Annotated in this window: 16 protein-coding genes; 2 read left to right on the forward strand and 14 right to left on the reverse strand. The window is 43.8% G+C overall.

The features are described 5' to 3' along the window. Positions 1 to 22 precede the first annotated feature (22 nt). The 5 genes from J4N39_RS20605 to J4N39_RS20625 form a co-directional block, all read right to left on the reverse strand. A complete protein-coding gene (locus tag J4N39_RS20605; protein ID WP_252024484.1) occupies positions 23 to 559 on the reverse strand; it encodes a polysaccharide biosynthesis/export family protein in 537 nt (178 codons plus the stop codon). Between the two features lie 8 nt (positions 560 to 567). Continuing rightward, the gene (locus J4N39_RS20610; RefSeq protein WP_252024486.1) at positions 568 to 1,878 is read right to left on the reverse strand and encodes an outer membrane beta-barrel protein; all 1,311 of its coding nucleotides are present in this window, start codon (positions 1,876 to 1,878) and stop codon (positions 568 to 570) included. 211 nt (positions 1,879 to 2,089) lie between these two features. Then, on the reverse strand, positions 2,090 to 3,499 hold the full coding sequence (locus tag J4N39_RS20615) for an undecaprenyl-phosphate glucose phosphotransferase (protein WP_252024488.1): 1,410 nt from the start codon (positions 3,497 to 3,499) through the stop codon (positions 2,090 to 2,092). A gap of 538 nt (positions 3,500 to 4,037) precedes the next feature. Beyond that, on the reverse strand, positions 4,038 to 5,747 hold the full coding sequence (locus J4N39_RS20620) for a bifunctional protein-serine/threonine kinase/phosphatase (RefSeq protein WP_252024490.1): 1,710 nt from the start codon (positions 5,745 to 5,747) through the stop codon (positions 4,038 to 4,040). 36 nt (positions 5,748 to 5,783) lie between these two features. Then, positions 5,784 to 6,623, reverse strand: a complete 840-nt coding sequence (locus J4N39_RS20625) for a formate/nitrite transporter family protein (RefSeq protein ID WP_252024492.1) — start codon at positions 6,621 to 6,623, stop codon at positions 5,784 to 5,786. A 304-nt stretch (positions 6,624 to 6,927) separates the two neighbouring features. Here J4N39_RS20625 and J4N39_RS20630 point away from each other — a divergent pair, with 304 nt between their 5' ends. Next, a complete protein-coding gene (locus J4N39_RS20630) occupies positions 6,928 to 7,632 on the forward strand; it encodes a hypothetical protein (protein WP_252024494.1) in 705 nt (234 codons plus the stop codon). A gap of 71 nt (positions 7,633 to 7,703) precedes the next feature. Here J4N39_RS20630 and J4N39_RS20635 read toward each other — a convergent pair whose 3' ends face one another. The 4 genes from J4N39_RS20635 to J4N39_RS20650 form a co-directional block, all read right to left on the reverse strand. After that, positions 7,704 to 8,816, reverse strand: a complete 1,113-nt coding sequence (locus J4N39_RS20635; protein ID WP_252024496.1) for a YibE/F family protein — start codon at positions 8,814 to 8,816, stop codon at positions 7,704 to 7,706. A 53-nt stretch (positions 8,817 to 8,869) separates the two neighbouring features. After that, the gene (locus tag J4N39_RS20640) at positions 8,870 to 11,095 is read right to left on the reverse strand and encodes a bifunctional metallophosphatase/5'-nucleotidase (RefSeq protein WP_252024498.1); all 2,226 of its coding nucleotides are present in this window, start codon (positions 11,093 to 11,095) and stop codon (positions 8,870 to 8,872) included. Between the two features lie 384 nt (positions 11,096 to 11,479). Beyond that, positions 11,480 to 12,058, reverse strand: a complete 579-nt coding sequence (locus J4N39_RS20645) for an HD domain-containing protein (RefSeq protein WP_252024500.1) — start codon at positions 12,056 to 12,058, stop codon at positions 11,480 to 11,482. An 87-nt stretch (positions 12,059 to 12,145) separates the two neighbouring features. Continuing rightward, positions 12,146 to 13,234: an MBL fold metallo-hydrolase gene (locus tag J4N39_RS20650; protein ID WP_252024502.1), complete on the reverse strand. Its 1,089-nt coding sequence runs from the start codon at positions 13,232 to 13,234 to the stop codon at positions 12,146 to 12,148. 129 nt (positions 13,235 to 13,363) lie between these two features. Here J4N39_RS20650 and J4N39_RS20655 point away from each other — a divergent pair, with 129 nt between their 5' ends. After that, positions 13,364 to 13,981, forward strand: a complete 618-nt coding sequence (locus J4N39_RS20655; protein WP_252024504.1) for a TetR/AcrR family transcriptional regulator — start codon at positions 13,364 to 13,366, stop codon at positions 13,979 to 13,981. Here the strand turns inward: J4N39_RS20655 and J4N39_RS20660 are convergent. From J4N39_RS20660 to J4N39_RS20680, 5 genes are all read right to left on the reverse strand, one after another. Then, a complete protein-coding gene (locus J4N39_RS20660; RefSeq protein WP_252026871.1) occupies positions 13,978 to 14,565 on the reverse strand; it encodes a GNAT family N-acetyltransferase in 588 nt (195 codons plus the stop codon). The genes J4N39_RS20655 and J4N39_RS20660 overlap by 4 nt on opposite strands. A gap of 23 nt (positions 14,566 to 14,588) precedes the next feature. Next, a complete protein-coding gene (locus tag J4N39_RS20665; protein ID WP_252024506.1) occupies positions 14,589 to 15,377 on the reverse strand; it encodes a substrate-binding periplasmic protein in 789 nt (262 codons plus the stop codon). 116 nt (positions 15,378 to 15,493) lie between these two features. Continuing rightward, positions 15,494 to 15,964, reverse strand: coding sequence for a GNAT family N-acetyltransferase (locus tag J4N39_RS20670; protein ID WP_252024508.1), 471 nt, complete (start codon positions 15,962 to 15,964; stop codon positions 15,494 to 15,496). A 96-nt stretch (positions 15,965 to 16,060) separates the two neighbouring features. Then, positions 16,061 to 18,400, reverse strand: a complete 2,340-nt coding sequence (locus tag J4N39_RS20675) for a glycosyl hydrolase family 18 protein (protein WP_252024509.1) — start codon at positions 18,398 to 18,400, stop codon at positions 16,061 to 16,063. 282 nt (positions 18,401 to 18,682) lie between these two features. Further along, positions 18,683 to 21,178 carry a glycoside hydrolase family 3 protein gene (locus J4N39_RS20680; RefSeq protein ID WP_252024510.1) on the reverse strand — a complete coding sequence of 832 codons (2,496 nt, stop codon included), beginning with the start codon at positions 21,176 to 21,178 and terminating at the stop codon, positions 18,683 to 18,685. Positions 21,179 to 21,216 lie beyond the last annotated feature (38 nt).

Raw genomic sequence — 21,216 nt, forward strand, 5'->3', positions numbered from 1 at the left:
TATTTAGATATTGCATCAAAGCTTAAAAAAGACTCTGTTCGATAACGATGATATCGCCAGGCATAATCTTGCTTGAGAGTTTTACTTTGCTTTTCTTGGTGTCAGAACCTGATTTGGAAAGGTATACTCCATTGCGAGAAGCGCGGTCCGTAAAGCCACCAGCTAAAGCGATTGCTTTATCTACTGTTAGCCCAGGCTGAAACTCATACCCACCGGGCTTTTTTACTTCCCCATTCACGTAGATGTTTCTAAAACCGACAATGCTCACACGTACCTTAGGTGATATTAGGTAGCCATTCTTTAAGCCAGCACTCAATTCTTGCTTAAGTTGTTCTGGTGTTTTATTTAATGCTTTAATTTTGCCCAAGTAAGGGTAATCAAAGTGACCATCACCACTAATATAAAGGTCTTCAATGGATAGGTCTTCTTCTCCGTAAACTGAAATTTGAATTTTGTCTCCAGCACCAATGATGTAGGTGTTGTCATAACTAGAAGCAAGTAATTGCCAAGAAAGCACTAAACTTACAAGAGATATTAACTTTAGGAAGTAACGATACATACTTAACCTTAGAAAACTACGTTTGCGTTGATTGACCAAATGTTTTGATCATATGAATAGGTAGAAAGTGGAGAGTCATTCTTTCTATGACTCCAACCAGCAACGAGTTCAACTCGGTCGTAGATTTCATAACCTAAATTGAACACAGAGTTGGTGAGTTCATCTTCACGAGTACTCTCAGAGTAATCTTTTTGTAGATAGCTATACGACAAATCAGAGTACACATTTGTTAACCAGTAGTGCTTCCAACTTACTTTAGCCGAGGTTTGTTTGATATCAGTAAAACCTTGGTCCGCATCCGTAGTGTTCTGACCACCAGTGACATTAACTATTGAGTGATAGGTAGGCTTCCATTCTAAGTTCAGATCCCAACTAAAACCATTGAAGTCTTTGCGTGTACTACTATCGTAGTTTTTATCTTGGATACCAAAACGTAGTTTACCCGTCGTTTTACCAGAGATATCCCAGTCAGCACCTAGGTACAGGAAGTTATCGGTATAGTCTTGTGAGTTACCCGATGTATCCGATAGTTCAAATTTTCTATCATTTAAGTCGGCCTGGACTAAAACTTTAGTCGCCGGAAACATTTGATAGTAAAAAGCAAGATCAAGGCCTGTCTGTGTATAGTCTTTAAACCTTGTGTTTACGACACTGCCACCAAACGTAGTACCATCACGGAAATTAGTGTACTTAAGGTTTCGATAATCTATCGCTGCTTCAATTCGAGCTTTTGCACCTTCAGCACCGTACACATACACAGCTCTTGCGTCATGCATCTTATATTTTACTGGAGAGTTAATTGCCGAAGCGATTGCATCACCAGAGGCCACACCTGTGCCTCGAGCTTCATGCTCTTTTAGAAAAGCATAATCAAGCCCTAAGCCATGACGTCGACTAAAACGGATAAAATTGTTGGTAGTGAATGCATGGTCAGTATAGTTGTCATCACTGCTACTAGTATATCGACCAGTATCTAACTGGTAGGCAACTTGGTACTCATTGCCATTCTTATCTGATTTAAGCACTACCCCTGGTTTAGCTACAAATAGAGAAGATGAATCAGCTTTAAGACTGTTCGAATAACGACCGATATTGTCATCATAAGAGTAACCCGCTTCAAACAGAGGTAAAACCTCTAAGCCAGATTCCATGATATAACCGGTACTTTCAAGTGAGTGTACTTGTGAAGAAACGATTAATGTACCGATCGTAAGTAGTGATTTATGGCGAGTATTCATCTTGTTATGAACCTCATACTTGAATGATTGATTTTCGTTTAGGCACGCTACCGCCCCTAGGTTGTAGTTTCCATTGGGCATACCTAAATCCCATAAGTTGTTTGCTGACTAAATAGTCAGTTGTTAGATTTTTCTTCCTAGATAAGGAAGGATGTCCAAAAACAACATAAATATATTGTTTCTCAGCCATACTGGACTGCCTTAAAAGCCGCAAAGCATGACTACGCCATCACTCGTAGCAAGCGAGTGATAGGCACACTATTAGTTTCATATAATGATTATGGAAAGGCGGCTAATATGCCGTTTTGCCAACAAAGCCTTTAAATACTGTTAAGAAAATGATCTTCACATCAAGCCATAAAGACCAGTGATGAATATACTTGAGATCATATTCTACGCGTTTTTCCATTTTATAGAGGGTATCGGTTTCACCACGGTAGCCATTCACCTGTGCTAGACCTGTAATACCAGGCTTAACATGGTGACGAAGCATATATTTTTTGACTTGTGTTCGATATTCTTCGTTGTGAGCAACCGCATGTGGGCGAGGACCAACAATAGACATTCTGCCTTGCAAGACGTTAAAGAATTGTGGCAGTTCATCTAATGATGTTCGGCGAATAAATGCACCAAACTTAGTCACACGAGGGTCATTCTTTGTTGCTTGTTTCACCACCGAGCCATTATCACAAGTAGACATCGATCGGAACTTCCAAACTTTAATTGGTTTGCCATCTAAGCCATACCTGTCTTGTTTGAATATTACAGGCCCTGGCGACGATAATTTAACACCAATAGCAACCGCCAGAAGCACTGGGCTTATTAGGGCTAAAATGATTAAAGAGAATACGATATCTTCAAAACGTTTTAATATGGAACTTAGTCCTCTAAATGGCGTATCATGAATACTTACTACGGCTAAATTGCCTACGTTTTTCCATCGTGAGTGCATTAGATCAAACGTAAAGAAGTCAGGAACGAAATGGACATGAACGTTGGAGTCGGAAAACTCAGAAAGAATATTTTTGATACGTTTGCTCGCTTCCATTGGAAGCGCCACATAGACGTTTTTAACTTGGCGATTTTTGGCAAGATTTAATGCATCGTCAATGTTGCCACAGATTTCTGCTGGGAGGTTACTTCTAATGCTTTCATCTAGCCTTTCGACTGGTCTATCATCATAAAAACCAACAAGTTTTTCTTCAAGATTACTATTGCTTTCAAGTTCCCATGCCAACGCTAAACCCGATTCTGTTGCACCAACGATTACGGATTTACCCTCGTCATTTAGATGTAGAATTTTCTTTCTAACCTGGCAACTCACCCATCGCCAACCAACTAAGCAAAAGGGAGTCACGGTAAACCAAACTCCTAGTGCTACCCGCGAGTATGATTCAGATATTTTGAGGAAGAAGCCTAGAATAAGTGCAGATACAACACATAAAAACCAAGAGGTTAATACCGTCATGATGACTTGTTCAAATGAGTTATACTTATGCGGATGATAAGTGCCAGACAGCTCGGTAGTAAGCATGTAGGCAATAATTACCACGCAAAGTATCATCTGATACTGCGGGGAAAAGCTCCCAAGGTAAAGTAATGATGTCACCACCAATACTGCCGTAATATAGACTATATCTATCAAACGATAGACGAGCACTATATCTTCTGCATAGTGCTTAATTCGATTTCCGTATCTCAACTTAGCCACCTAGCGATTTTCAGAGAACCATTTCTACTTCTTATGAGATTCTCTTTGTTAGTTAATACACTGATTAACTCTCATTTATTGCACTAAATTAGTGCGAAATAGCCTATTCCATTGACTATTTCTTTAAAAATTACTGACAAACTTGCTGTTACATTTATTTTTGTAAGTTCATACTAAAGCATGACAACTTCATCAACAAAGACAAATATCAGCTTTATCTCCGCTTCTCAATCATGAGACCTATTAACATATCAATTGCATTAATTTTCGATCCACATGGATTACAGTATGTTATACCCACGAAATATTAAGGGAATTAATTAGCTATAAGAGCCTCAGAAAAATCCAGCCAATCACCTATAACCTTTAATATATTTAGCAACTTAACGTTATTCACATTTCTCTCAATTAAGTTGTAGTCAAATAAAAAGCAAGGGGTAATCTAGTCAAAGAAAAACGCATCGCAGGTCACATTTGAAATGTAATTGTTGTATTGCTTGTCAATATAGAAAGTGTTTCATCCCCTAACTTAACCAAGTAATGTGATACAGAGCATCACAAATAACCCCAGCGACAACACCTGCCAAAACTTCACCGGATCACGCTCTATTAATGGCAAAGCGTTCATAGGTTTAGCTTGAGAACTCTCATGAGTAAAATCATAAACAAACTCACTCACTTCTTGATACCTTTTCCCCGTTTCAAGGTGAGTGGCTTTCTTTAAAGCATAATCAACCCATTGTGGTATATCTGGTCGAAAAGTTCGTACAGATTGATATTTTAGTTTCGCAAGTGCTTGTTTGTTATGGCAATTGGACAGTTGAGCCCCGTAGGGCAGTTTCTGAGTAAGTAAGAAATAAGTTAATGCGCCCAAAGAGAACACATCCGCCTGTTGAGTTGCTAGCTCGCCAATAAAATACTCTGGCGCACTAAACTGAGCGGTGCCGGGAATTGCAAAACTTCTTCCTTTGATCTCCCCAATGCCAGCAACATGCACGGCGCCGTAATCGATGATCTTGACACTGCCATTGGCATCGATCATTACGTTATTTGGGCGTAGATCTTGATGGATCATCTGTTGGCGGTGCATCGCCTGCAAGCCTTTGGCGACTTGAGTGATGATATCTCTAACTTTTGCGAGCGGAGGGTTGGGGTTGTCTTGAAGCCAAGCGGCAAGGGGTTGTCCTTCCAAATACTCAGCGACGACATATAAATAGCGCTTCTCAGAAGGGAGCACTTCCAAAAGGTAAGGGCTATTTAGCTTCTGCCCTACCCACTCTTCCATCAAAATACTCTCTAGAAAGCTTTGTTCCGTTCGCATTTCAGCAGAAGGGATTTTTAGAGCAACTCTACGGCCTGTTTTTTCATGCTTAGCTAGATAAATATGACTGCGGCTAGTGACTGATAGTGCCCGTTCAATAACATAGCCATCAAATACTTGTCTTGCACTTAACGAAGGCGGCATCTGTAGAGTATCAAGTTGACTCGATACCTCGTTAAACTTTCGGCTTGGCAGCTGCTCAATCTTAACCAGTTGCAGGGACAAGTTATCGTCACTGCCATTTTCAAGCGCTAGCGCTTCTATTTTTTGTGCTTTTTGCTCCAAGTCGACGTTTTGTAGCTGCAATATCTCAACCACAGATTTAGTCGAGACAAACTCATATATACCGTCAGTTGCGATGACAAATATATCATCTTTCTCGATCGTCAATTCCCGGTAATCAGCTTCTAAATGTGGACCTATACCGAGTGCTTTGGTGAGATAACTGGTGGAAGCATCAACCACCCTACGGTGATCTTCGGAAAGTTGCTCTAACTGATCAGCGCTAAAGCGATAGATACGAGTATCACCCGTACTAACAAGATGAGCGGTATGAGACTTAAGAATGAGTGCGCTGAACGTACATACATAACCCTTATCAGGGTTAAAACGTTCTATGCTCTGCTGCCCTTGAGCATAGAGCCAGTAATTAAGTGCTTGAAGCACTTTCGTGGCGGAATGCTTTACTGACCAAGCATTAGACGTTGAAAAATAATCACTGATAAAGCTCTTGATTGCAGTTTCGCTGGCGACCTGACTCACTTGACTCGAGCTGATACCGTCAGCCATTGCCACCACTACTCCTTTACTTTCAAGCACATGACCTGATGGAGTTTTGGCACCGATGGCGTCTTGGTTTACTTGCTTAATACCAGCACTGGTGATTTGAGCAATATCGACTTTCAGTTCAACTAGCATAAATGCCCCCCGTTGTTGCCAACGGGGAATACCTGATTATTTATCTGTCGCTAGTTGAGCACCAATAGAAGCTTTACGCTCAGGACTGGTCCTTACGTGAGTAAGATACAGTGGTAAGCCAACTAATAGGAAGCCACCTACTAGGTTACCCAATGCTGTTGGGATTTCGTTCCAAATTAAGTAATCCATTACTGTAAAGTCACCACCCATGATCATTGAGAATGGGAATAGGAACATGTTTACAATTGAATGTTCAAAGCCCATGAAGAAGAACAGCATGATTGGCATCCACATTGCGACCATCTTGCCGCTTGCATGAGTTGAAATCATTGCACCAACCACGCCCATAGATACCATCCAGTTACACAACATGCCGCGAATAAATATCGTAAACCAACCTGCTAGCCCATGCTCTTGGTAACCGAGTGTTCTCGATTCACCTATGGTACTTACTTTGGCTGCGAGCGTACCGCCATCCGTGTTGTATCCGTAGGTCAAAATGAAAGAAGCAAAAAAGGCGACGGTCAAAGCACCAGCGAAGTTACCTACAAATACCAATCCCCAGTTTCGAAGCATCTGATTTACGCTACATCCTGAACGCTTATCAATCACTGCGAGTGGCACCAAGGTAAATACCCCGGTTAACAGGTCGAACTTCATTAAGTAAAGCATAATAAAGCCCACTGGGAACAATATTGCTCCAACGAGTGGGTTACCAGTTTTGACGATTACGGTAATGGCGAAGAAAGCGGCCAGTGCCAAAATTGCGCCTGCCATAAAGGCTCGTACCAAAGTATCTTTGGTCGACATGAATATTTTTTGTTCACCTGCATCGACCATCTTGGTCGCAAACTCTTTCGGCTCTATATAAGACATAGCAATACTCTCCTTAGTTTTAATTGCTAATTGGAATAAAGCCAGTACCGTGCCAGAAAATTAAATTGCTTATAAAACAAACTCTTAAATGTAAGTCTGTGTAACAAAATTGCTAAGTGACTAATTATTAGCACTATTTTAGTGCGCCTAATTTCACATCCTTGTGCAAGGGGTAGTATCTAAGTAAGCTAACCCGCAATAGCGACCCATAGATTTGCGTGATAAATATTTTTATGTATCATAGCGCCGGTGCTGAAGGAGTAGTCAAAGCCAGTAAATCTCATATCTGTAAAGGTTACTCTTAATGAAACTTATTTTTCCTGCAATTATCACCTTACTCCTCACAGCTTGTGGCGGCGGTAGTGCTTCAACACCCGTAACCACCACAGTCAAAGAAGTCTCTTCAAGCGCCTCATTAAAAGTCTACAACATGGCTAAGATTGACTCAGAATCCACGCTTGCCAGCGTAGAGCTTGTTGCTATTCCAGCAGGTGAAAACAGCCAATCCATCATTACTAGCGAGCTATATGGCGAAGCGCAAAACGGTCAGGTATCACTGCAAAAAGCCGAACAAGCGATGGTTTTAGAGCTAAGAAACACTAACTCACAGCAGACACTTGCCTCCGTGATGGCAAGCTTTGAAGCCAACGGGCACTATCATGTTTTTCTGGTTGGTGATCAAAAAGCGCAAGATTTGAGAATAAAAGTCCACAAGAAAGCACCGTCTGAGGCGACAGAGCCAAATAAAATACAGGTTCAATTTGGTAACTTCATGTCAAGTGAAACCACATCGGTTTCTATCAATGACCGTCAAGTGTTTAACCAGATTCAAGCCGATGTGCTTAGCAGCCCGCAAACCTTTGAAACTGCCAGTCAGATAAATGTAGAGTGGAACGTTTCCGAGACTCTAGCGCAAGTAAAACGCTGTGAGTTCACCAGTGACTATACGACGCGAGACATGTTGGCGGTCATCGACCCGCTTGGTAAATGCCGAGTATTGCTGCCTTAATAGCAGCGATATGACCCTAAAAAACTCAGGCCGCATGATTACGCGGCCTGAGTTCTTAAGGGTGTTTTGACCTAGCTATTGCGCTCGTAAACCCACTTACACAAGAGTACGGTCATCGGAATGGTCAGTGTCAAGCCAATGCTACCAGCAAGCCCATGGATGATTGACAAGCCAATGGTCGGGATATTGATAAACTGCTCGTGAGGCATTTGAAAACCCCATATCATCATCATGGTCGTTAAGGATGAACCAACAAACGCCAGTATCAGAGTGTTGGTCATAGTGCCAAGAATGTCTCTGCCAATGCGCATCGTGGCAAACATACGCTCTTTTACCGACTGTGTTGGGTTGGCCTCAATTAACTCTTGATAAGACGATGCTATCGACACTGCTACATCCATCACAGCGCCCAGCGCTGAAATCATAATTGCGACAAACAGCAACCATCGAACTTGGATTTGATGCGAACCTCCGAGATATAAAAGGTCTTCACCCTTTTCTAGATAGAGCCCATTGAGATGAGCCATTTCTCCAAACAGCTGAGCACAAATTCCAGCGGCGACTAAGCCTAAGATCGTACCGAGAATTGATACCAAAGATTTTTTGTTCCAACCAGTGATCAGTGCAAAGCTAACAATCACTTTGAGCGATATCAGCCCAAGCGCCAGTAGCACAGGATTCCAGCCTGCAAACAGACCCGGAATCAACACTCCGATGATCAGTGCGGCGGTAAAGTACAACGAAATTAAAGAATTAACCCCTTGCAGACCACCAAACACCACCACCAATACAATCAATAACGTGAGCATCAAATAAATGGCTGGGGCACGGTCATGGTTATACACCCAATACAGTAGCTCTTTACCACTCTCTCTCACTAACAGGATAAATTCGTCGCCTGGTTCGAGGTAAGTGTTGTGCAAGCGGCTAAGGCTGTTTTCAACTTGAACTCGCTGCGACTCTTGACCGTCAATGGAAGCAATCACCGTCTGAGTCCCTGTCATCACCGAAGGCACTTTTGGATCAGGTCGTACATTTTGTGCTGGCACATCAGTTACTGTCGCTGCAACAAACTCCTGTTTATACACTTTTGCAGGGCGAAAACTCTCTGACCAAAGGGGAGACATGACAAAGATTGCTGTAGCGATAGCAAACACTATGCTAGGAAAAATAAATCGTTTCATATATTTGGATCGACAAGGGCAGCCGAAGCTGCCCTGATTATAGATAACTGATATTAAAGCGCTTTACGCTGGTTGTCGTAAGAACAGCCTTCGTAGCTTTGCTCTGGGTTAGCAAAGTAAGTGCTTTGGTCTTTGTAGTTCACCGCTCGGTCAATCGCTTTGTCGCGGTTGTCGCCTCGAACAACACAAACTTCTTTGTTCTGTAGCGCAGTCCAAAGTGCTTTACCTTCGCCTTCACGAGCTTTTAGGATTTCACCTTTCGACTCTTCAATCCAAAGACCAGACTTGTCCATCTTGCCCACTTGCTTGATGTACCAGTTAGAAGAGTAGAAATCTTCCGCTTTCAGCGTCTTATTCTTGGCAACGTACTCAGTCAGCATGTCGCGTACTGCGTAGGTTTGTTCATTAGCAGAAATCCACAGCTGATCTTCTGGCGTTACCCAATGGTTTGTCAGTAGCGTCGAAGCATAACGGTAGTCATTCACTGCCATCACGTATTTCTTCGCAGGATCAAACGCAGCACCAGAAAGTTGCTCGATATCAATACGCTCACCGACTGGCTTAGAGATATCTACTGAGTAGTTGATGTTCCCTGCAAAATGATCGTAGTTGTATGCACGAGCATTGGTATTGAAAGATACGGTGATATCACCCTCTTTCCATTGGTTTAGGTAAGAGTATGACCACTCCATGTACTCTTTGAGCTTGTCGCCACGGATCTTAACCGCAACTAGCTGGTTGTCGTACATGTACAGCTTAGCACTGTCCTTACTACGGTAATCCTCACCATCTTTTAGGTTAGAGTGATTCGCAAAAAGAGAAGCTGCTGAAACATCTACTTTAAGGTTAAGTGGCTTATTGTTGTCATCCACAGCCTTCTCTTCCACATTCATGATCTGAATTTGGTTGATAAGGTTAACAACTGGCATATCTGCCGTCTTAGCAATGTGGATGGTCGAGTAAAGGCGGCCACCATCTTCAGTCTGGACAACATCTTCAGCCGTTGCTGTATCAGCGCCACCGCTAAGTTCACCGCGCTCAACACCACTCAAAGTGAAGTTGCCTTGAACTTTACCAATCTCACTTTCCGCAGCGTTGTACGATGCTTCGTGAACCCACTTCATCTTGTCTGCAAGGTTTTCGTCTTGCTCTACGTCAGCCACTTTAACGTTGCTTAACGTTGTATCTTGGATCTGCCACTCACCAGCGTCGTTTTTGCTCAATTTAATTTGTGCTTTTGCCAACGCCCAACCCCAGTTGCCTGGCTCGATAACTTTCACGCTTTGCGCACGGTTTTCGTGGTTGTAAATTGGGTTGAAGTCTCGGTCGGTGTTTTCTTGTTCATTTTGAGCTTCAACAGAGATGTTATCTACACGGTCAGCATATACACGTTCGATATGCTTCGAGTGCTCGTGGCCGTTGAAAATTACGTCGAAACGATCACCAAGCTGCTCAGCGATCATGTGAACGCCTTTACCAAAGTCTTTACGACCGTAGTGAAGCGCACCGATCACTACATCTGGTTGATATTGGTCAATCGCTGCATCCACCGCATCACGTACTGCGTCGATCTCTTCTTTAAAATCTAAGTTGCGGAAGTTTTGTGGCGAAGATGCCTGCCAGCTAGTCACCATTGAAGGTGTTAGGCCAACAACAGCGACTTTTGCACCGTTAACGTTGAAGATTTGGAAACCGCGTAGGAATGGGATCTCTTTACCATTGGTCTTACACGCATCTGAGTGCTGGTCCCAAACGATGTTTGAAGAGATCACAGAGCCGTTGAAGTTAGTTAGGTTGCGATCTAGGAAAGAACGCTCAAAATCAAACTCGTGGTTACCCGGAACCCATACGTCGTAGTTCATGCTGTTTAGCGTTTCTACTACTGGGTGGACGGGTAAGTCGTTAAATAGCTCTGCAGAGTTACCTTGAACCGCATCACCAAGGTCTATCAAGATCAGGTTAGGATCTTGTTTGCGCTCACTGTTTAAAATTGAGGCAATTTTGGTGTAACCAGCGTTGTTGTCAACGTTGTTGGTAGCATAGTCGTGCGAGAAAATGCGACCGTGCATGTCACCAGTAGCGGCAAGCGTGATGGTTAACTCGTCAAGCTGGGCATTAGCATCGCCTTTCACGATAACGTCAGGCGCAGTGATAAATGTTTGACACTCTTGGATGGCACGCTCATTGGTTTGAACTTGCTGCTCTTCGTTGCTGCTGTTACAGCCAGCAACAGCGAACGCAATGCTGCTAGCAAGCAACGCTTTGGTAAATTGGTTCATAGTCTGCTTTCTAAATAGATGCGACCGAATCTTGATGCGGATGCTCATCAAAACAGGTCTATAAAAAGGGTGAGCAGATTTTATATAAAACGTTTGCGCGATGTACAGCCCCTACACATCGACTAAAAAACCAACCAAATAAGCCCAACCAATCACCATCCAAGAAAGAAATAACTCATAACTATGTATTTAACGCCCATAGTAACAAAGCACTCGATTTAACAACAAACCACATGCCAAGAGTCACAATTTAACACTTAGCTGACAGACAAATATTGCATCATTTTGTGATCTAAATCACTTTTGAATTGCAATTTTTATCAACCCTACCACTCATCGCTGGCTTACAAGAACATTGCAGTGTTTATTTACTCAGCAAACATATCAGTTAAACAGTTTGCTCTCGTCAGCATCCAGTATTCTTTGCTCAACTGCGTTCCATAGTGCTTTACTGCCTGCCGAGATTCGCTCCCCATTAAACGAAAGCACCTTTTCTCGACTAACGTTGTGGGTTTTCCAACTGTGCCCATCCCCATTTAAGTTATGCAGCAGTGGCGGCACTCGATCGATTGATTTAGCAAACTGTGCATCATCGGACTCGCCTTGTTCAAACTCTAACCACAACTCTAAATATTCATTTTGCTCGCCCGGAAGCATCCCAATAATCCGTGCGAGACCTTGGTACTCTTCACCTTTTTGTTGTTCTGTTTCGCTGGCGTAGATGATTTTATCTCCGGCATCAATTTCACCTAAATCATGGATCAGTAACATTTTGATCACTCGGTCAATGTTTACCGGACGATTGGCATAATCTTTAAGCATCAAAGCGCTCAAGCAAACATGCCAACTATGCTCAGCTGAATTTTCGTACCTATCCAGCCCGACGGGTTTGGTTTTACGAATAACATTTTTCAGCTTCTCAATTTCAATCATAAAATCTAATACTTGTTGGATCTCTTGCATGTGTGACCTCGACTGTAAAACCATATGCATAAAAAAACGGCGCACCAATGGTACACCGTTTCGATGAGTTTTTACTGCTATTTTAGCTTACTGCTGAGGTTGCATCGCAAGTTCCGTACGCTCGCCAACTTCCATCATTTCTTGCCACCACGCATAGCTGCTCGCATGTGCTTGTTCAAGCTTAACCGATTGACCAAATACTGGTGTTAACACTTCCACGTCGTGCAGTTTTGCCAGCTCGCTAATACGCTCCAATGGCTCATACCAATCGTGCAAAGATAGGTCGAAAGTGCCATTGTGGATTGGCATCATCACGCCACCACGTAAGTCTAAGTGGGCCTGCATACTCTCTTCTGGCATCATATGAATATCACGCCAAAGCTCGTTATAAGCGCCTGTTTCAACCATCGTCAGATCAAAAGGACCATATTTGTCACCGATCTGTTTAAAGCCTTTAAAATAGCCACTATCACCACTAAAGAAAATGTTGCGCTCACGACTTTGGATAACCCAGCTTGCCCACAAGGTTTCATTGCTATCGGTAAGGCCTCGACCAGAGAAGTGCTGGGTCGGAGTTGCAACTAACTTTAAGCCTTCAAGCTCAATTTCTTGCCACCAATCCATTTGATGGATTTTATCTTCAGCAACACCCCAATTTCGCAAGTGGTCACCGACGTTGAGAGGCACCACAAAGTGCTTCACTTTGTGTTCGAGTTTTTTGATAGTGCCTTTGTCCAAATGGTCATAGTGGTCATGGCTTATTACCACGACATCGATTTCTGGCAAAGCTTCTACCTCAATAGGGTTTGGGTGAAAACGCTTAGGGCCAGCCCATTGCACTGGAGACGCACGTTCACTCATCACTGGGTCAGTCATCACTAGTTTGCCATCTAAGCGCAGCAATACTGAAGAGTGACCAATACGGTACAAGCGATCATCTGCGCCCGTCACTAATTCTTGGGCAGAAATCATTTCAAGTGGCACTTCCGTCTTAGGAGTAGGTGCTGCTCGTTTGGTGGTTAGGTACGCTTTTGCGATTTGAAAGATGCTAGTGACGTCATTGTCGTAGGTTTTTTCCGAATTAATGAACTTACCTTTTTCAGATTTTTGGCTCATTAGAACTGTACCTGCTGCTACCGTCATTGCTATTGCTCCTAAGATTAACCATCTCGTCATGTTTTCACACTCAAAAGTAAACTATACAGTGCAGTTTACTTTAACGAATTTGAAAAGTAAACTACCTAGTGTAATTCCCCTATTCATGTACAATGGTGCAAGACTCAAATGACAGTTCTAAGACATAAAATGGACAGTAATAAGAAATCTCGCAGCGAGCTAAAACGAGAAGCTATCATCAATGCTGCTCTACAAGCTTTTAAGCAAGATGGTGTGGCAAACACCAGTATGGATAGGCTGGCACAGCTGGCGCAAGTATCCAAACGTACCGTATACAACCACTTCAAAACCAAAGAAGCGTTGGTGATGCACTTACTATCCGACCTTTGGGAACAAGCAATGGTGAATGCACAATATCCTTACCAACCCGACCTACCTATTCGAGAGCAAGTGGTGGCGCTGGCCAAAATTGAAGCGGAATTTGTTGGCGGGAGTCACTACATCGACTTGGCGAGAGTAGCCTTTGGTCACCTACTGTTTCATCCAGAAGCACTTAAGCAAGAGATGGAAAAAGTTGGCAGCCAGGAAACGGCAATAGTACGTTGGTTGAAAGAAGCCCAAGCATCTAACCGGCTCAAGCCATTAGACGTAGAAACCGTTAACATACAACTCCATAGCTTGCTCAAAGGCAGCTGTTTCTACCCGCAGTTGCTGGGTTTTAAAGCGCCGTTAAACGAGCAAGAGATGGATCAACTGATCGAAGAGAGTGTCGACATGTTTATGGCGAGATACGGGAAGGAGGACTAGTCCTCCTCTTGTATGCGCAGAAATGATTTTACTCTATCATCCTCTTCGATTAACTGAGCCCACTCATCCCGACGCATCGCATATATAACAGTATCCCACCAACGGTACTTAAAATAGCGATGCTCTACAAAGTGGGCTTCTTTACGCATCCCAAATTGTTCACAAAGACGCACAGCGGCAATGTTATTGGAGATCGTCTCTGCGTAAATACGGTGTACACCTAAGTTATCAAAACCGAAATTAACCATGGCTGCCATCGCTTCTACAGCAACACCGCTCCCCTGAGCCTCACGAGCCACTCCACAGCCAACCGATGCCTGATGGTCTGTTTCTAAGCGTAAACCGCAAGTTCCTATCAGTTTACCAGTCTCTTTGTCTTCGATGGCCAATTGATATGCCTGACGAGGCGTTTGATGAGTCTGAGCGACAAACTTTGTTATCAGTTGCAAATTGTGCTCTGGGCTTGCGTCTGTTTCACTGTAAAAGCGTTGATACTTACTCTGCTGAGTGAATTTTACGTAGGCGTCACCATCGTTGATACTGAAGTTTCGCAAGATTAATCTTGGTGTGTGGATAGGCAAAATAGTGTCGTTGGTCTTCAAATGAATTAGTCTCGCTGGGCTTTAAGTTTGGCTAAATGCGCATTTACGATTTCTTCAATCTGATTTTCTTCTATCATCTGACCGATAGCCGTATCAAACTGTTGTTGAAAGTCAGCACTGTATGGGTACTTGTCGGTTTTGCGGGTGTAGCCTAAATGACCATGGTTAACATTCGCAACCCCACCAATCACAATTTCAGGATAATCTGATATATCAATGAACTGATCATTGATATATGCGTCAATTCGCCCTGAGACCAATTTAGCCAAGTTGCTGTCATTGTTAGCCGACTCATCCACCCGAATTCGCCCAGCCTCTACCGCATCCCCAAAGGCATTCCCGCCCATCGAAAAGGGGTTAAAACCTCGGTTGAGACCTATTTTCAGTCCGTAATAATCGACTGGCCACTGGTAACGATCTTCAAATATCTCCCGCTTACCAAACACCACGACCTGTTCTCTTAAAATAGGCGCTGAAAATTTCATCCACGGGTCGCGCAATTCGGTGTAATAAGGAGGAAACAGAGCAAACACCCGACCATCTTTAAGATTCTTTAAACCTCGTTTCCATGGGGTCATACGTATCGACACTTCATACTCAGGCATACGAGAGAAGGCTTCTGTCAGAATCTCTACGTAAATACCCTCAGGCTTGCCGTCTACTTGGTAGGAATAAGGAGGATAATCCATGTCTCCATAGACGATAACGGATTGCGCTGCGAAAGCACTGGATGTTATAACCAACAAGACCGCTTGGAGCCACACCAAGCGAAGCCAAGACAATTTCGTAACCATAGGGAGGTAAGCCATTATTTTTGTGCCTGTTATTTAGCCAATAACTAAGTTAAGCATAGATAGCGGTCAGCAATATTTCAAAACCACTTAACAGGCATTTCATGTAGCACGAATACTTACTCTAAGTTTTTGGTCAATAGTCGTTGTTCTTGGTAAAAACCCAGTTTTTGATAACACTCGGTTGCAGCGGTGTTGTGATGCCACACGTGCAAGTCGATGCAGGTTGCTCCTAGTTCCATTGCCCAATCTTCAAATTGATCAAACAACCGGCGAGCAATGCCTTGTTGCCTCGCTTGTGGTTTCACATACAGCTCTTGCAAATAGACAAAGCAACGTTCTGGTCGCCAGCGATTTGCCATTTGTCGCTGACAGTCCCCCAAAATCAGGCCTAGGATATTGCCATCGACTTCTGCAACCAATAACGAAGTGTCCTGATCTTTAATGATTTCATCGAGCTCTGCTACGGTTAATAAATCCGAGGTCAGTGCAACCCGGTCTGGGGCGATATTGTGATTATGAGCATTTTGCTCGCAAAAAAGTGATTGTAGCTGTTCTAAATCGGTACCAATGGCGGTGCGGATCTGCACGTTAAGTATCTCTTAATTAGGGTTTTACCAAAGATACCACCAAGCACCAAAATAAGCACCCCGCAGTGCGGGGTGCATAAGCGCTAAATCAAGCGTTTAGATTTTCTGCCAAACATCACTTGTACCCGGCTGATCGCCTTTAGTCCACCACTTGGCTTTATAGGTATCGCCTTGGTATGTCACAAGCTTACCCCCTGTATAGACTTTAGATGCCTCCCACTCTTTGGTACTGCCGTCGTCAAACTCTTCCCAAACAGCATTGGTGCCCGGCTCGTTGCCCTGCGTCCACCATTTGGCGGTGTACTTAGTACCATTGTGAATCACTTCATCGCCACCTAAATAAACCTTGGTCGGATCCCAAGTAGAATCTCCGCCACTGCTCTGGGCTTTAATACTCACCGTGACGGTTTTGCTAACGCTATCAGTGCCATCGGAGACAGTAATGACAATGCTTTCAGTACTATCTTGCGCCACTTGTGGCGCTGTGTAGTGAATCACAGCACTATTACCGCTTTGGGTAAGTGTTCCCTGTGAGGAAGTAAAAGTAAGCGCATCACCATCCGCATCGGTCGCTGACACCGAAATAGCGATAGACTCTCCTGAGTTAACTTGTTGAGTACTTGGCACTGTCAACTCTGGTGCTGAGTTGGTAACCTGCCCACTCCCCTTCACGTTAACTATTACCGACTTACTGGTCTGGGCTCGACCATCAGATACTGTAATTAGAATACTCTTGGTTACATCCGTCGTTGTTAAAGGTGCCATATAAGTAATGCGTGCCTGGCCATTACCTAAATCGGTGACAGTAGCCTCTGATGCACTAAAGCTCACTGCATCGCCATCAGCATCAGTTGCGGAAACATCAAAGCTAATGGATTGACCAGAGTCTACTTGCTGTGCACTCGGCACTGTTAACGTCGGTGCAGTATTTGGTACGACATTTTGGCTAAATACTTGATCAATTTTTTCGGCAAGCGGAGATTTGAGGTTAGTACACTGCTTAAGTTTGCTGCCATAGCTAACAAACGAGCCTTCACACTTAATATCACCCGCCACTTGCCACACTATGATACCGCCCAGATTATGGTCCATAACGTACTGAGCTTTCTTCTCAATCGATGCAGGATCGTCATAGCTCAAGAAGTACTTACCGTTAACAGCATAAGGCACTTGTGCGTTAGCATCCCATTCGTGGCTCCAACCGGTTTGTTGAATGATGTAGTTGTAACTTGGCTGCCCTTCAAACTTGGACCAATTGACCAAATCTACTGCCGACATCGTTGGACCATCCACAGAGAAGTTCACACTACGTTTATCTGTTGGCGCACCAACGTAGGCAGTCGATTCCGTTGTTTGTACGCCACGACCGTAAAAAGCTGCACCAAAATTAATTTTTTCAGAAGCGATGCCTTTATCGGCCATCCACTGGCGAAGGTGATCCAGATTGAGACCTTGATATTCTTCCTCTGGATACGGGTAGAGCGGCGCATTATGACCCGCAACATTAGACCAACCACCATTTAAGTCGTAAGTCATCATATTGAAGTAGTCCATGGAACGAGACAGCCTCGCCCAATCATAACCTTCAAGTTTAGCAGTAGAGGCTGAAAATGCGGCGGTAAGCAATTTATCATCTCCGATGCGACTACGGATATCTTCCATCAACTGCTCGAAGTTATCATAGTCTTCAGGTGAGCCACCGAAGTTCATACCACCAAATCCTGGGTATTCCCAATCAATATCTATGCCGTCAAATCCAAGCGCCATTAAACGATCAATGTCGGCAAGAAAGCGTGCTTTCTTCACCGGATCGGCCGCCATTTCAGGGAAGTGTTTGGACATACTCCAACCACCAAGTGACGCCATGACTTTCACGCCTTTCTGATGCGCTAAATCAATCAACCCTGGTGCACCACCTTCTTTTTTCAATGGGATAGGAAAGCCGCCAGTAATACCTGTTGGTTGGTGCTCCCAGCCATCCGCATGAGGTACAAAGCCTTGTGCTCTAACCTTAGCTAATTTTTCCGCTTGCCATGCTTCGTCTCCCGGATATTCCCAAAGATACTCTAATTCACCCCAGAGAATATGAAGGTCCCAGCTCGAATATACATCGGTATGTAAAAGTGGTGCAGGTTCTTGAACTGAACCCGATTGATATATTTGTTTATTTCGATAGTCACCACTATGTAATGAACCATCTTTAGCGACACCAAAAAATGAGAAGTTTAGAATGGAATATTTATCCATATCTACATTTAAATGGGTGGCTTCGCCTTTAACACTAAACCCTGCATCACTGCCTTTCCACGCTTCCCACTGAGTGAGATAACCAATCACTGCTTTATCATGTGTTGGTGCTGCTTGAGTAGAGGCCGCTGAGAGTAATAGTGTTGCGATAGAGGCTGCTAATAAGGTTTTCTTTGTGCCCTTTTTCATGTCTGTCTCCATTTGACTATTATCTTCTACTCGTACACCTAGGTGTACGCAATCAATTCAGATCGTTGATTTTTATAAATTAACCTGCGTCGATATCAGGGATAATGTTCACCTTTTGAAACAGAAATACGATATTTAAAACGATAAAACTTGAGGTTGAGTCAAATAATAGCTTTGAAGAGAAAAGTGCCAATTACTGTTATGGAATGAAGATCTTATTTATATAATCATGAGATTAGACCACTATAAAATCAGCCCCCATAAAAATACGGGGGCTATTATTTACTGCCAACGAATATTAGCAATCACACAATTAAGTTCAAACTCTGAAGATAAAACAAAAGGTGTCTCAATAAATCTTAAATCTATTTCACCTAACTGTTTAGGTTCGATTTCAATGCTAACGAATTCGTTAGACACTAACTGCTGATGAATATCGACACTCTGCGGGTTTTCTTGCTGTAGGCTAACCCAGACTGGGTTTTGCACCTTATCGTCAAGTAACTTAATATCAAAAGCTAGCCCTTTGGCGTAAGCACTCACATCCTCAACTCCACCATCGGTGGTAGTTAGATACAAGCTCGCTGGACCACCACTGAATACTACCTCAACAGCGTCTTGCTGCTGCTGATAGTTGTAAGGTTTGGTTTGAATGTTTTTTAACGCCATTGGGTTATTGCGTGACACCTCACGACCCATGATATGGGCAGGATCTACCGCTTTAAGCTGGTAATCGCCAATATTGGCTCGGATACCAAACATATCAAGCGCATGAGCAGCCATTTCTTGCTCAGATGGTGCGTCATCATCTAGGGTGACCTCAATCGTCATCAAGTCACCATAACTAAGCCCATAGCCACGCTCAAATAACGGCTTATGGTGTCCATTCGGGTCTTGCTCCATAGCTGGCACTTGATAGTTCTTAATATGCATGGACGGTGAAGAGACGCTATCGCTGCGTTTTCGGTTTGGCCAACTAAATGGCAACTGACCGACAAAGTCGAACCTTGGTTGACCCTTGTCATCTGCTACTAACACGTCAGATAGACCCAGTCCTTCACTACCCGGTAACCATGCAGCGACGAAAGCATCACACAACATGATTTCTTGGTTTAGGTATAATGGACGGCCACTAAAGAACAGTCCAATCACCTTTACACCCTTATCTTTGAGTGCTTTGATTGCACTACAATCCTTACCATAGCTACGTTTTAGCTGCGAAAATTCTAAACTTTGCCAGCTTTTGATATCACCCATCATCTCTGCATAAGGGTCTTCGCCAAAGGCGACAATGGCGATATCTCCTGCTTGGTAATCGCCCGCCAAATCTGGGTCAAAATGTAGATCCTCGACTTCCTGCTCTAGTGCCATCTTGAGTGTGGTTGCGCCCGGAAAGTCGGCTAATGTGTTTTCATCACCTTGCCAAGTGAGGTTCCATCCACCGGACTGCTTTTGCAAATCATTTGCAGCGCTGCCAGTTAACCATAGCTTGTTCGATGGGTTTATCGGCAATAACTGGTTATCATTTTTTAGTAACACTAAAGACTTACGCACTGCTTCCCTAGCGACTGCTCGATGCTCTGGCGCCCCTAAAATTGACTGCTGCCCCGCTAACGCTCGTTCACTTGGCTTGGGCTTGCTCCACATGCCTGCACGCATTTTGACTCGTAAAATACGGCTCACCGCATCGTCAATTCGGTGCATTTCAATGGCACCAGATTGTATATCTTCCAAAGTCTTTTGATATACCGCTTGCCAGTGTTCACGTACTGGGATCATCAGCACGTCATTGCCCGCATTGATCGCATAAGTCGCATCATCATTGGTACAGCGATTAACTTCAGCATGACCATGCCAATCAGTCACCACCAAGCCATCAAAACCCATTTTATCTTTGAGCACATCGGTTAGCAGGTATTTACTGCCATGAATTTTTTGGTTGTAGGCATCTTCTGCAGGCTGATGATCATAATTCGCAGGGTTTTGCCAACTATTAAACGAAGACATGACTACCTGAGCACCAGCATCAAGGCCGCTAAAATAACCTAGACCGTGAATATTAATAAGCTCCTGCTCACTGTAGCTATTAACGCCGCGATCGATACCTTGCATGGTACCGCCATCCCCAAGCCAGTGTTTGACGTTGGAGACCACTTTAAGGTCACCTTTAAGTTCTTCAGCATCGCCTTGAAGCCCAAGCACCATTTGTTCGGCATAATTCCAAGTGATAACAGGATCTTCTGAATAACCTTCATAAACTCGTCCCCAGCGCAGATTTCTCGGTACGGCAACGGTGGGCGCAAACGTCCAGTCTAAGCCTGTCGCAACAATTTCTCTTGCGGTGATCTCACCGATCTGTCGGATAAGTGCTGGGTCTTGAGCGGCGCCAAGTCCGATATTGTGTGGGAAAACCGTCGAGCCAAAGACATTGTTGTGTCCATGCACAGCATCCGTTGCCCACATGAATGGAATACGAAACGGACGATCCGCAAAAGCTTCTTCGGTTGCGTTCCAAAACGCATCGGCAGTTAACGCCCACTCTTTGGCACTGGCGTGTTTGTCCTCATTTGGCCACGCTCCACCACCATTGAGGATTGAGCCCAATTTGTACTGTTTTATTTCTTCTGCCGTCACGTCACGAAGATTGGGTTGGATCATTTGACCGACTTTTTCTTCTAAGGTCATTTGGTCCACAATGGCGGCAATTTGCGATTCCATTTCGTGATCGGTGTGCGTTTTGATTTTTGGCCAATCGCTAAAATATGGGGGCGTTTTCATCGATGTTCCTAATGATGTTTAGTGACTATGTCATTCAT

Origin of the sequence: Vibrio sp. SCSIO 43136 (genome assembly GCF_023716565.1) — a bacterium.
Taxonomy (GTDB): Bacteria; Pseudomonadota; Gammaproteobacteria; order Enterobacterales; family Vibrionaceae; genus Vibrio.